The sequence below is a fragment of the Aureimonas frigidaquae genome, assembly GCF_001463905.1.
Taxonomy (GTDB): domain Bacteria; phylum Pseudomonadota; class Alphaproteobacteria; order Rhizobiales; family Rhizobiaceae; genus Aureimonas; species Aureimonas frigidaquae.
The window spans coordinates 78033-90304 of the sequence record NZ_BBWR01000016.1; the positions used below are offsets into that span (position 1 = coordinate 78033).

The following is a 12272-nucleotide window of genomic DNA, read 5'->3' on the forward strand; positions in this document are numbered from 1 at the left end:
GGATGATGTGGGTGGTGGGACCGGCCGTGCGGCCGGTCCGCTCGAGCTTTGCTGCGCGCTGAACCTTGAGGCGGTCAGCGACTTGCGAGCGTGATGGTCATGGTCTTCAGGTCGCACATTTCCATCAGCGTGTGGCGACCGCCGGTGCGGCCGAGGCCGCTATTGCTGCCGGCCGCGCCGCCCGCCGGGATATGCGGCTCCCAGTAGCAGCTCTTTTCGTTCACGTTGACGATGCCGACCCGCAACCGCTCGGTGAAGTAGAAGGCCTGGTCGATCGACTGGGTGAAGACCGCCGCACTGAGGCCGTAGGGGCTCGACGCGGCCAGCTCCAGTGCCTCCGCATCCGTGTCGAAGGCCAGGACGGGCGCGACCGGGCCGAAGGTCTCCTCCTTGTTTAGGAGGCTTTCGCGGGTGAGGCCGGTGACGATGGTCGGCTCGATATAGAGATTGGTCGCCATGCCGGGCGCGATGCCGCCGCCGCGCACGACCTGCGCCTTGCGGGCCACGGCGTCCTCCATGTGCTCCATCATCTTGTCGAGCGCCATGGCGTTGTTGACCGGGCCCATGGTCGTGGCCGGGTCGAACGGATCGCCCATGCGCACCGCCTCTGCCACGCGCACGAGCCCGTCCACGAAGCGGTCATGCACGGAACGGTGGACGAGGATGCGCTCCGTGGCGGTGCAGATCTGCCCGGCATTGGCAAAGCAGCCGGCGCCGACCAGGGCGGCCGCGCGGTCGACATCGGCATCGGACAAGACGATGGTTGGGCCGTTGCCGCCCATTTCCAGGAGCAGGGGCTTGCCTGCGCCGCGCCGGGCGATGGCCGCCCCCGTTGCCGAGCTGCCGGTAAAGCCCACGGCATGGGTGCCGGGGTGTATGACGGCCTCGTCGCCCACTTCGGCGCCGTCGCCGAGGACAAGGTTGATCACCCCATCGGGCAGGCCGGCATCGATCAGGCATTCCATCAGCGCGACGGCGATCAGCGAGGTGCTCGGCGCCGGCACCCAGACGACGGTGTTGCCGGTCGCCAGAGCGGGGCCGAGATAGTAGAGGCACGGCAGCGCCAGGGGGAAGTTCCAGGGCGTGATGATGGCCAGGACGCCCTTGGGTTGCAGGAAGCTGAAGGCGCGCTTGCCGGCATCGGCCACCGGGAAATAGGCCGTCTCCAGCCACTTCATCTGCTCGGCCGCGTTGCGGAAGCCGAGCGCCGCGCCCGCCACCTCGCCCTTGGCCTCGCTGTGGAAGGGCTTGCCCTGTTCCAGGCACACCAGGCGCGCCAGTTCCTCGCCTTTGGCCTCAATCGCATCGGCGATCCGCATGCACAGTTGCGCCCGCTCGAAGACGCCCATGCGGGCGATCTTCTCGCGTGCCGCATGGGCGGCCGCCACGGCATCGCCGACATCGGCCCGTGTCGACAGGGCGATGTGGCCGAGGGTCTCGCCCGTCGACGGGCTGTCGATCTGCAGGAAGCGGCCGGACGTGCCGGGACGCCATGCCGCGCCGATGCGGTTGACGCCAAGCCGCAGATCGCCCGGCGGCTGGTCGACGATCGGCATGCCGCGCAGGTGCGGGCCCTCGCGGAAGGACTGGAATTGAACGGTCATGATGGCCTCCTCTGGCCGTAATGGGACTGAAGCGTCAGGAGCGTGTCGCGGCTTCGGGTGACGGCGGCCTCGAAGAGCGCGGCCCCGGCGGCGGGTGTGGCATCGGAAGGGGTGCCGATCACCCCGTTCGGACGGATCGTCTCGAACGGGCGCCAGACGGAGACGGCGGCCCCCGAATAGAGGTGCGGGTCCGGCCAGGAGGGCGGCGTCGTCCCTTCGGGGATCCGGTCATGGCGGACTGTCTGCGGCAGGACATGCATCATCAGAGCCGTTTCCAGAGCGCAAGCGTGGCCGGTGCCACCGGCATGATCGGGCAGGACGCGGGCCGCGACATCGGCGATCAGGTCGAAGTAAGAGAAGCCGGCCATGACGACGCCGTCCGCCCCGAGCGTCGTGATGGCCACCTGGATGGCGGCCCGGTTGCCGCCATGGCCGTTCAGGACCACCGGCAGATAGCCGTCCTGCCACAGATTGGCGGCAAGCTCGCAAAGGACGGCGATGAAGGTCCGGGGGCTGAGGCTCATCGTCCCCGCAAAGGCGCGGTGGTGCTGGGAGGACCCATAGGGCAGCGGCTCGCAGACGCGGATGCCATCCTGCCCTTGCGCGGCGGCCCTGGCCACGGCGCTGGCAAGCCATATGTCGAGGGCGAGCGGCAGGTGCGGGCCATGCTGCTCCACTGCCCCAGTCGGCAGGACCGCGACCGGCCGCAGCGCGCTTGCGGACGCCAGTTCGGCCGCCTCCGGCGAGGTCATGGCGGAAAACAGTTCAGGGGTGACGATGGTACCGGCGCTCATCGGCTGGCCTCCGTCAGCCGGGCCTTGGCGAGGGTCATGCCCGTATCGGCCAGGAGAGCGGCGATGATGATGGCGCCCTTGTAGAGCTCGATACTCGACGGATCGGTGCCGAAGACCCGCAAGGCGGTGGTGAGAAGGCTGACGGTGAGCGCGCCGACGACCGTCCCAGCGACGGTGCCCCGGCCACCGAAGACGCTGGTACCGCCGATGACGGTTGCGGCAATGGCGTCCAGGAGCAGGGAGGTGCCGCCGATATTGGGCGTCACGACCGGCACGCGGGCGATCATCACGACGGCGGTCAAAAAGACGAAGAGACCGGACGCCACATAGACGAGGATGGTATGGCGCTGGATCGGAATGCCGGAGAGTTCCGCCGCGGCCGGGTCCGAGCCAAGGGCATAGGTCCGAAGGCCGAAGCGCGTCAGGCGCATCAGGACCGCCGCTCCGCCGACGATCAGCACCGTCAGGAAGACGACGTTCGGGATGCCGAGGCTGCGTTCGATGCCGATGAAGCGCAATGTCGGATCGCTCAGCATGAGAACGCCCTTGGAGGCGACGGCGAGCGTCGCGCCCTGCAGGACCACCATGGCCGCCAGCGTGGTGACGAAGGGCGGGATGCGGAAGATGGCGATGAGGACACCGTTGACGAGGCCGACCGCCAGCATGGCGCAGGCCCCCGCGGCAAGGGCCAGCGGCAGGCCGGAGCCGCCATCGACCAGGCTGGCGATCAGCACCGCGCAGAAGGCGACCCCGACCCCGGCCGAAAGATCGATGCCCCCCGTCAGAAGCACGATGAGTGCGCCGAGGGCCAGGACGGCGATCGGTGTCGCCTGGGCGACGATGTTGATGATGCTGGGGCCCGAGACGACCCGTGGATCGACGATGGCGAAGACGACGCCCAGCACGACGAGGAGGATGAGCGGCGAGAAGTCGAGAAGGCGCCGCAGGGCGAGATTGCGGGTCGGAACCATGTGTTTCACCCTTCTGCCGTTCGCAGGTCGAAGATGGGGGCCGGCTCGGCCGGTGCGGCGCGCGGGCGGCGGTCGCCGAAGGCGAGGGTCATGACGTCTTCCTCGCTCGCGCCGCGGGCCAGCTCGCCCACCGAGCGCCCTTCGCACATGACGACGATGCGGTCGGCGACGCCGAGCACCTCCGGCAGTTCGGACGAGACCATGAGGATGGCCGCGCCTTCCTGCTTCAGGCCGGCGATCAGGCGGTGGAGATCGGACTTGGCGCCGACATCGACCCCGCGCGTCGGCTCGTCCAGGAGGATGATCCGTGGACGGGTGGCAAGCCACTTGCCGATGACCACCTTCTGCTGATTGCCGCCCGACAGTTCCAGCGTCAGCTTGTCGGGTTGGGCCGGGCGCACGCCGAGCGAGGAGACGAGATCACGCGCCAGGGCACCGATCCGGCGCCCCGGCAGGATGCCGAAGCGGCTGTTGCCGCGGATCCAGGCAAGCGAAAGGTTGTCGCGGATCGACATCGTGCCGACGAAGCCTTCCAGGTGCCGGTCTTCCGGAATGTAGACGATGCCGGAGCGGTTGGCGGCGCGCAGCCCGTCGCCCGCGCGGCGCTCCCCGAAGACATCGAGGGTGCCGCCCTTGGGCGTTTCCAGCCCGGCGATCAGCCGCAGGACTTCCGAACGGCCACTGCCCATCAGCCCGGCCAGGGCGACGATTTCGCCGCAGCGAAGGGTCAGGGATGCCGATTTGAGGAGCTTGCCGTCGGAGATGTTTGCGATCTCCAGCGCTGTTTGCCCGAGCGGTGCTTCGAGATGGGGGAAGATATCCCCGACCTCGCGGCCGACCATCATGGAGACGATCTCCGCCTCCGACGTGTCCGCGATGCGGCGCTCACCGATGAAGCGACCATCCCGCAGGACCACGACGCGGTCGCACTGATTGAAGATCTCTTCCATCTTGTGGGAGATGTAGAGAATGCCCGCGCCGCGTGCGCGCAGCTTGGCGTTGAGGGCATAGAGCTGGTCGCGCTCGCGGTTGGACAGGGCGCTGGTGGGCTCGTCCATCACCATGAACCAGGCATCGGCCAGGACCGCACGGGCGATCTCCACCATCTGCTGGCGGCCGATCGTCAGGCTGCGAACCTCTGCATCCACATCGATGTCGAGGCCGAGTTCGGCCATGATATCGCGCGCACGCCGGCGCATGGTCCGCCGCGACAGAAGGCCGAAGGCGTTGCGCGGCTCGCGCCCGACGAACATGTTTTCGGCGACCGTCAGGTCCGGCGCCAGGCTGAAATGCTGGTGGATGACGCTGATCCCCTCCGCATCGTCCGGGGAATCGAAATGGACCGGCCGGCCGTCGAGCAGCAATTGCCCCGCATCCGGCCGGTGGAACCCGGCAATGCACTTGACAAGGGTGGATTTGCCGGCCCCGTTCTCTCCCGCCAGGGCGACGACCTCTCCCGCCGCGACCGAGAAGGACACACCGTCCAGGGCCCGCACGCCCGGGAAGGACTTGCCGATCCCCTCCAGCGTGATGGACCGCGCGCCGCTCGGCGCGGGCGGTGCCGGGGCCACGGACACATCGGGGCGCGGTGTGCCGGCCCTGCGGCGCAGAAGATGCGACAGGCTGTCCATGCGGCTGGCCAGCACGGCGATGATGATCAGCGCGCCGGTCACGTAATAGATGATGATTTGCGGCACCTGCAGGAAGGACAGGCCCGTATTGATGACGCCGAGGAGCAGCGCGCCGATGGCCGTGCCCCAGACGGAGCCACGGCCGCCCGACAGTTTGGTTCCGCCGATGATGGCTGCGGTGATGGCGGTGAATTCGAGCCCGGTGCCGGCCAGCGGCTGGGCCGAGCCGAGCCGGCCGATGGTCAGGATGGCGCCGAGCCCGGCCGTCGCGCCTGCGATCAGATAGACCGACACGCGGACCCGGCCGACGGGCACGAGCGAGGCGCGGGCAGCATCGGCATTGCCGCCGACCGCGTAGACCCAGCGGCCATAGACGGTGCGCTTCAGGACGAACCACCAGGCCACCAGCAAAAGAACCGCGATGACCACCGAGACGGGAAGCGGTCCGACCATGGCGCTGCCGGCATAGAGCACCGCTGCATTGTCGATGGGAAGGCTCGAGGCACCCGACAGGCTGAGGGACAGGCCGCGGGCGAAGGCCATGGTGGCCAGGGTGGCGATGAAGGGGGAGATGCCCGCCGCCCCGATCAGAATGCCGTTCAGGAGGCCGATGGCTGCGCCGGCCAGGATGGCGGCGCCCATGGTCAGGACAGCCGAGCCAGTGGCGGTGAAGACCAGCCCGGCGGCGACGCCGGAAAAGGCGAGGGTACTGCCGACCGAAATATCGATCCCCCGGGCGATGATGACGGCCGTCATGGCATAGGCGACGATGGCGATGACGGCGCTCTGCTGCAGGATGCTGACGAAGTTGCCGCTGGACAGAAAGCGCGGATCGATCCAGCCGAAGACAACGACCGCCAGGCAGAGCACGACCACGAGCACGGGCTCGTTATGCGCGACGAGGACTTTGATCCGGTCCTTGAACATGTGGCATCTCCATCGAACATGCAGGCTCGACCGCGCGCATGCGCGCAGCAACCGGCGACGGTCTGGAATGCGAAGGGGCCGGCGGGGGTGTCCGCGCCGACCCCGCGACCGGCTATTGCGCCACGGTCATGGCCGAGGCGGGCAGTTTCGGCCCGAGCTGCTCGGTGTAGTTCTGCGACTCCTGCGCCTGGCGCGCCGTGTCGATGTAGTCGAAGCTCATGCCGGCGGCCTTGAGCTTTTCCGCCGTTTCGTCGGAGGTGACGAAGTAGGTCGGCATGTAGAGGTCTTTCGGCAGTTCCTCACCATTGGCGAGGCGGGATGCGACGGCGATGTTCCAGTAGCCGACGCGATAGGCGCCCGTCAGCACGTCCATGACCATCTTGCCGCTGTCGATCAGCTCCTTCATCTCGGCATCGCCGTCGTAGCCGCCATAGATCAGATTGGATCCGAGCGCGTTGGCCACGGAGTCCGCCGCAAGGCACAGGCTGTCCGAGATGCAGGCGATGGCGTCGAGTTCGGGATAGGTGGTCAGCCAGGTCTGCGCGGCGTTGGTGGCCTTGGCCGCATCCCAATCGGTCGGCTGGATGCCGACAACCTCAATATTGGGGAACTCCTTGGCCATCGTGTCAATGAAACCCTTCTCCCGGGTGTCGGACACGAAGTTCCCGCGCGATCCGACCAAAAGCGCCACCTGGCCCTCGCCGCCGAGGGTGATGCCGACGGCCCGGGCGACCATGCCCATATTCTCGTAATCGGGGTAGAGCGTGGAGTAGTTCTCGCCCGCATCCACCTTGTTGCCCATGGTGATGACCGGAATGCCTGCGGCGGTGGCTTTCTGGATGACGGGGATGACGGCGTTCTTGTCAAGCGGATCGATGAGGATCGCGCTGACGCCCTGGTTGATGAAGTTCTCGATGATGGCGACCTGCTTTTCCAGGCTGCCTTCGGCGCTCTGCCATGTCGACCGTACGCCATAATCGGAGGCGGCGACGTCGCCCGCCTCCTTCATGCGGACGAAGAAGGAGTTCTGCAGGTCGATGGCGGCAAGGCCGAGGACCTTCTCCTGGGCGGAGGCCGGCAGCGCCAGCGACAGCGCGGCGAGGAGGACGGACGTCTCGATAAGTCTGCGCATGCGTAACCTCACATGTTGTTTTGAAGGGTTCGTCGAATGCGGGGCAGTCCGTGCGTTTTCCGCCTCTTCTTGGATTTATCTGGCCGCTCCCGCCGGCGCATCCGCCGGCAGGGAGGTGGATGACTGTTCGCTCAGGCCGTCGATCCCGGCGCCGCAGACGAGCCCGGCCACGCAGGCTCCCGGCTCCGGCCGCACCGCGCCCGCCATCAGTGCAGCGAGCGAGGCGGCCCCGCTGAGATCGGCCGCGATGCCGAAATCCAGCCACAGGAGTTCGGCGGCGCGCTGCATGTCGTCATCCTCTATCAGGACGATCTCATCGACATGGCGGCGGGCCGTCTCATAGATGCTTTCGGCCGTGCGCCCGCACGCCATGGTGGCGACGCGCGTCGTCACCTGCGGAAGGCGAACGACCTCTCCTGCCGCGAAGGATGCGTGTAGGGTGGGGGAGCCGACCGGCTCCACGCCCACGATCCGCGCTTGCGGGCGGACCGAGCGGATGAACTGCGACATGCCGGCGATGAGCCCACCGCCGCCTATGGCGACGATGAAGAGATCGGCATCGGGGATCTGCTCCAGCATCTCCACCGCGACCGTCCCCTGGCCGGCCACGATGGCCGGGTCGGCGAAGGGGTGCATGTAGAAGGCGCCCGCGCTCTGCGCAAAGCTTTGCGCTGCTTCGTGCGCCTCGTCCCAGACGGTGCCGACATGGCGCACGGTCGCGCCCAGGAGCCGCAGCTTCTGCGCCTTGATGGGGCTGGCATTGGCAGGCAGGAAGATGGTCGCCGCCACGCCATGCTGCGCCGCCATGTATGCGGTGGCCATGCCATGATTGCCGCCCGATGCCGCGACCAGCCCGGCGGCGATCCGGTCCGGCCCGAGCGTCGCCACCCGGTTGGCCGCGCCGCGGATCTTGAAGGAGCCGCTGACCTGTAGGCATTCGAGCTTCAGGTGGAGCGGGTTCGACAGGCCGGCGCGCGGCGATTGCTCCATGGCGAGCACCGGCGTGCGCCGGACCATGGGGCGGATGCGCTGCGCCGCGGCCGTGATGTCGGCAAGGCTCATTCCCCGGCCTCGAGCGCGGCCGCCAGGGCTTCCGGATACTCGGTCGCCAGGACGAAGCAGCAGTTGCCCGGCCGCACGCGGCCCGGCTGGCGCTTGGCGAAGACGACCCCGTCGATCGGATGCGTCAGCACGAGCGGCTCGCGCTGCGGCGTGCGCAGAAAGTGGATGCGGCCGGCAATGTCGCCCTTGCGGACGGCGGCGCCGAGCAGGCTGATCGGCTCGAACACGCCGTCTTCGTCGGACATGATGTAGCCTTCGCTGCCCGGCACTTTCAGGACGCGGCCATTGGCGCCGGGCTGGACGTCGAGCGGCCCCTTCAGGATGCCGGCATGTTTGAGCACGTTGCGGATGCCGCGGCGGCAGATGGCCAGCGCTTCCGGCCCGACGAGGCCGCCGCCGCCCATTTCACTCCCGATGACGATGAGCCCCTGAAGATTGGCTGAGGCGGTGGAGGTGCGCGTCTCTCCCAGATTGTCCACCATGACGACGGTGGGAGCGCCGAAGGCGAGCGTCGCGGCGATGTTGCGCTTGTGGCCATGCGGCGTGGGGGAGGGTTCGATGATGGCGCTCGGCAGGATCATCAGGGACGAGCCGCCGGAATGTAAGTCCAGGAAATAGTCCGAGATCGGGAACAGGCAGTCATGCACATAGGCGGCGATCTGGCTCGTCAGCGTACCGTTGAAATCGCCCGGGAAGCTGCGATTGAAGTTCAGCCCGTCCACGGGAGAGGTCCGCGTGCCGGCTTCCACCGCCCGCACGTTGATCGCCGGGATGGCGATGATGCGCCCGCTGACATCGGCGGGGTCGATCTCCCGCAGGAGCTCGCCCAGGGCGATGGGACCTTCATACTCGTCGCCGTGGTTTCCCGCCTCGATCAGGATGGTCGGGCCGTTGCCGTTGCGCACGACCGCCAGCGGGACCTGCACCGTGCCCCAGGCGTCGTCATGCGGCGACTGGGGCACGTTGAAGAAGCCGATCTGCTTGCCGTCACGGTCCAGGTCGATCGTCGTGAACACGCTGTTGCGGCGGCGTTCCACAACCCTGCGCTCAGACCGGAGACGCTCTACCAGGGCCATGTTCATCAGATCACCCGCTCGTCATCAAACCGACATGACGACACTTTCGCAGTTTCATATTTGATGTCAAGTTCCGATATGAAACAATTGAAGTGGGGGACAGCGGCGTCCTATGGTGCGGCGAAACACGGGGTACCGAATGAGTGACACAGCATCGGCAGGGGCGCGTCCTTCCTATTCCGCGCCCGCTTTGACGAAGGGACTGGAGGTCCTGGAACTCCTGGCGACGGCGGCCGAAGCGCTCACCATGAAGGAGATCGCCGACGGGCTCGGCCGCTCGAAGGGGGAGATTTTCCGCATGCTCGTCGCACTGCAGGAGCGGGGCTACATCGAGCGGGACCCGGCGAGCGACGCCTATTCCCTGAGTGACAAGCTCTTCCGGCTCGGGCTCCATACGCCCGCCCAGCAGGATCTGATGAGCGCGGCCATGCCCGAACTCGCGGCGCTTGCGCTGGCGACCGGTCAGTCGCCCCACCTCGTCGTCATCCATCATGGGCGAACCGTCGTTACGGCCGCCGTTCCCGGCGGTGAGGATATGTCCTTCACGCTCAATCTCGGTTACGGGCGGCTGGCGACCGATTCGACCTCCGGCCAAGTCATGCTGGCCTTTTCCCCGCCCACGCGTGCAGCGCTTATCGTGGATGAATGCGAGGCTCAGGCCCGCGCGCCGATCGATCGGGCGCTGCTCGGCCGGCAACTCGACGCAATCCGCGACCGCGGCTACGAGCTGCGAGAGAGCCGGGACTTCGTCGGCATCACGGACATATGCTGCCCGATCATCGGCATGAACGGTTCGGCCATCGCGGCCGTCATCATTTCCTATGTGAACCGCCACAATCGGGAGAGCCGCCACGTGCAGACGGCCATGGCTCTGCAGCAATCCTGCATGATCATATCCGCCAAGCTTTCGCCGCTGCTGACGGAGGAGCGTCGGGGCTCATAGGACGCGGAGCACCTCGATTGGAATGGTCTATTAATTTTATGGTTTGATAGGGTAATCCATGCCTCGCGGGGATCGCGGGGCGGCGGCTAGTCTCAGCGCCTGAACACTGGCCTCAGGATTTGCCCATGCCCGCCACTATACCCGAACGCATCAAGGTTCTCTGGTTCCTGCCGACCCATGGCGACAGCCGCTACCTCGGCACGAGCGAAGGGGGGCGGGCGGTCGATCTGCCCTATCTCTCGCAGATCGCCCGCGCTGCCGACCAGCTCGGCTATTACGGGGTCCTGTTGCCGACCGGCCGGTCCTGCGAGGATTCCTGGGTCACGGCATCGGCGCTCGTGCCGCTGACCGAGCGGCTTCGTTTCCTGGTCGCGGTCCGGCCGGGCCTCCAGTCGCCCACGCTCGCCGCCCGCATGACGGCGACGCTCGATCGCTTTTCGAAGGGTCGGCTCCTGATCAACGTGGTGACCGGTGGCGATCCCGTCGAGAACGGGGGGGACGGAATCTTCCAGTCGCATGGCGAGCGCTACGAGGTCACCGAAGAGTTCATCCACATCTACAAGTCCGTCCTGGCGGGGGAAACGGTCGAGCACACGGGCAAGCACTTCCGCATCTCCGATGGCCGGTTGCTGTTTCCGCCGCACCAGACCCCGCACCCTCCGATTTACTTCGGCGGATCGTCGGACGCGGGGATCGACGTCGCGTCGCGAACGGTCGACAAGTACCTGACCTGGGGCGAACCGCCGGAAGACGTGGCGCGCAAGCTCGACGTGGTGCGGGCGGCAGCGGCCAAGGCCGGAAGAGAGGTGTCCTTCGGCATTCGGCTGCATGTCATCGTGCGTGAAACCAACGAAGCGGCCTGGCGCGCGGCGGAGGCTTTGATCAGCCGGCTCGACGATGCCACCATCGCCTCGGCACAGGAAATCTTCGGGCGGATGGACTCCGTCGGTCAGCGCCGGATGAGCGCGCTGCACGGGGGCGACCGGTCTCGGTTGGAGATCAGCCCCAATCTCTGGGCGGGGGTCGGCCTGGTCCGGGGCGGTGCCGGAACGGCCCTGGTGGGAGACCCCGATACGGTTGCCGAGCGGATCGATGGCTATCGGCAGCTCGGCATCGATACCTTCATCCTGTCGGGCTACCCGCATCTGGAGGAAGCCTACAGCTTCGGCGAACAGGTCCTGCCGCGCCTGCCGCTGGACCACCCCCTTCCAGGGCGGGATGCCAGCATCAATACGGGGCCCTTCGGCGAAACCATCGCCGGCTCGCATCGCCCGCAGGCGCAACAGGCCAGCGCCTCCTGAACGGGACGTCCAGCCCGGCTCAGGCGCCGACCGTGTCGCGGAACTGATGGCCGAGCGCGAACGCCATGACGTGCCAGGGTCGGATGCTGTATCAACACTGTTGACACCACTGCAAGACGTACTAATGTATCGACACCATAGATACAGGAGACGCAGCTGTGCGAGTGAACATCAAGAAATGGGGCAATAGCGCGTCGGTTCGGATTCCACATTCGGTGATGACCGCCGCCAACCTGCATGTCGATCAGGCGGTGGAGGTGCGCGAGGAAGATGGCCGGGTTGTCATCGAACCCGTCCAGAACCTTTCCTATGATCTTGACACGCTGTTGGCCGGGATGACGCCCGACACCTTCCATGACGAGGTAGATTTCGGCGCTCCGGTCGGCAAGGAAGTCTGGTGATGGCCGCGTGGGTGCCTGACAGCGGCGACATCGTGTGGGTGAACTTCGATCCGCAGGCCGGGCACGAGCAGGCAGGCCATCGCCCCGCTCTAGTGCTGTCGCCCGCCCGCTACAACGGGATGCGGGGCATGATGTTGTGCTGCCCGCTGACGACGAAACTCAAAGCTTATCCCTTCGAAGTCGTCATCAGCCAGAATCCGCCAAGCGCCATTCTTGCCGATCAGATCAAGAACCTTGATTGGCGCGCTCGCAAAGCCAGACGCAAAGGCGAGGTCACTGCCGCAGTGCTGGCCGAGGTTCGCGCCAAACTCAAGGCATTGCTGCAAATCTAGGCGGACCGCCATCCTTCGCATTGCCCATCACGCCCGCTATTCGTCTGAGGACCAGTGTGACGCCTCGGTAGAGGACCAGTTGCGCCAGTGCCGCGAGC

The 12272-nt window shown here is 66.9% G+C and carries 11 protein-coding genes; 4 read left to right on the forward strand and 7 right to left on the reverse strand.

The annotated features are described in order from the left end of the window. Positions 1–74 precede the first annotated feature (74 nt). The 7 genes from AUL30_RS15255 to AUL30_RS15285 form a co-directional block, all read right to left on the reverse strand. Positions 75–1604: an aldehyde dehydrogenase family protein gene (locus AUL30_RS15255; RefSeq protein WP_062228757.1), complete on the reverse strand. Its 1530-nt coding sequence runs from the start codon at positions 1602–1604 to the stop codon at positions 75–77. After that, complete coding sequence (locus AUL30_RS15260; protein ID WP_062228758.1) at positions 1601–2398, reverse strand: creatininase family protein; 798 nt, start codon at positions 2396–2398, stop codon at positions 1601–1603. The genes AUL30_RS15255 and AUL30_RS15260 overlap by 4 nt, the downstream gene beginning before the upstream one ends. Further along, the gene (locus AUL30_RS15265; protein WP_062228759.1) at positions 2395–3369 is read right to left on the reverse strand and encodes an ABC transporter permease; all 975 of its coding nucleotides are present in this window, start codon (positions 3367–3369) and stop codon (positions 2395–2397) included. The genes AUL30_RS15260 and AUL30_RS15265 overlap by 4 nt, the downstream gene beginning before the upstream one ends. 5 nt (positions 3370–3374) lie before the next feature. Further along, entirely contained in the window at positions 3375–5927 is a 2553-nt protein-coding gene (locus AUL30_RS15270) for an ATP-binding cassette domain-containing protein (RefSeq protein ID WP_083507966.1), read from the reverse strand. A 112-nt stretch (positions 5928–6039) separates the two neighbouring features. Beyond that, positions 6040–7059, reverse strand: a complete 1020-nt coding sequence (locus AUL30_RS15275) for a sugar ABC transporter substrate-binding protein (RefSeq protein WP_062228760.1) — start codon at positions 7057–7059, stop codon at positions 6040–6042. A 75-nt stretch (positions 7060–7134) separates the two neighbouring features. Continuing rightward, positions 7135–8121, reverse strand: a complete 987-nt coding sequence (locus AUL30_RS15280) for a threonine ammonia-lyase (protein WP_062228761.1) — start codon at positions 8119–8121, stop codon at positions 7135–7137. Continuing rightward, positions 8118–9203, reverse strand: a complete 1086-nt coding sequence (locus AUL30_RS15285) for a succinylglutamate desuccinylase/aspartoacylase family protein (protein WP_244490856.1) — start codon at positions 9201–9203, stop codon at positions 8118–8120. The genes AUL30_RS15280 and AUL30_RS15285 overlap by 4 nt, the downstream gene beginning before the upstream one ends. Positions 9204–9336: 133 nt before the next feature. Here AUL30_RS15285 and AUL30_RS15290 point away from each other — a divergent pair, with 133 nt between their 5' ends. The 4 genes from AUL30_RS15290 to mazF all read left to right on the forward strand — a co-directional run bounded on the left by AUL30_RS15290 (position 9337) and on the right by mazF (position 12174). After that, on the forward strand, positions 9337–10140 hold the full coding sequence (locus tag AUL30_RS15290; RefSeq protein ID WP_157070209.1) for an IclR family transcriptional regulator: 804 nt from the start codon (positions 9337–9339) through the stop codon (positions 10138–10140). 125 nt (positions 10141–10265) lie between these two features. Beyond that, positions 10266–11441: an FMNH2-dependent alkanesulfonate monooxygenase gene (gene ssuD, locus AUL30_RS15295; RefSeq protein ID WP_062228763.1), complete on the forward strand. Its 1176-nt coding sequence runs from the start codon at positions 10266–10268 to the stop codon at positions 11439–11441. Positions 11442–11605: 164 nt separating this feature from the next. Beyond that, entirely contained in the window at positions 11606–11842 is a 237-nt protein-coding gene (locus AUL30_RS15300; protein ID WP_244490857.1) for an AbrB/MazE/SpoVT family DNA-binding domain-containing protein, read from the forward strand. Then, positions 11842–12174 (forward strand): endoribonuclease MazF, encoded by a 333-nt coding sequence (gene mazF, locus AUL30_RS15305; RefSeq protein WP_062228765.1) that lies wholly within the window; start codon positions 11842–11844, stop codon positions 12172–12174. The genes AUL30_RS15300 and mazF overlap by 1 nt, the downstream gene beginning before the upstream one ends. Positions 12175–12272 lie beyond the last annotated feature (98 nt).

Excerpts from the sequence above, each read along its gene's own strand:
- ssuD (WP_062228763.1), top strand. The coding sequence starts at position 10,266 with ATGCCCGCCACTATACCCGAACGCATCAAGGTTCTCTGGTTCCTGCCG.
- AUL30_RS15255 (WP_062228757.1), bottom strand. The coding sequence starts at position 1,604 with ATGACCGTTCAATTCCAGTCCTTCCGCGAGGGCCCGCACCTGCGCGGC.
- AUL30_RS15275 (WP_062228760.1), bottom strand. The coding sequence starts at position 7,059 with ATGCGCAGACTTATCGAGACGTCCGTCCTCCTCGCCGCGCTGTCGCTG.
- AUL30_RS15260 (WP_062228758.1), bottom strand. The coding sequence starts at position 2,398 with ATGAGCGCCGGTACCATCGTCACCCCTGAACTGTTTTCCGCCATGACC.
- AUL30_RS15270 (WP_083507966.1), bottom strand. The coding sequence starts at position 5,927 with ATGTTCAAGGACCGGATCAAAGTCCTCGTCGCGCATAACGAGCCCGTG.
- AUL30_RS15265 (WP_062228759.1), bottom strand. The coding sequence starts at position 3,369 with ATGGTTCCGACCCGCAATCTCGCCCTGCGGCGCCTTCTCGACTTCTCG.
- AUL30_RS15280 (WP_062228761.1), bottom strand. The coding sequence starts at position 8,121 with ATGAGCCTTGCCGACATCACGGCCGCGGCGCAGCGCATCCGCCCCATG.
- AUL30_RS15285 (WP_244490856.1), bottom strand. The coding sequence starts at position 9,203 with ATGAACATGGCCCTGGTAGAGCGTCTCCGGTCTGAGCGCAGGGTTGTG.
- AUL30_RS15290 (WP_157070209.1), top strand. The coding sequence starts at position 9,337 with ATGAGTGACACAGCATCGGCAGGGGCGCGTCCTTCCTATTCCGCGCCC.
- mazF (WP_062228765.1), top strand. The coding sequence starts at position 11,842 with ATGGCCGCGTGGGTGCCTGACAGCGGCGACATCGTGTGGGTGAACTTC.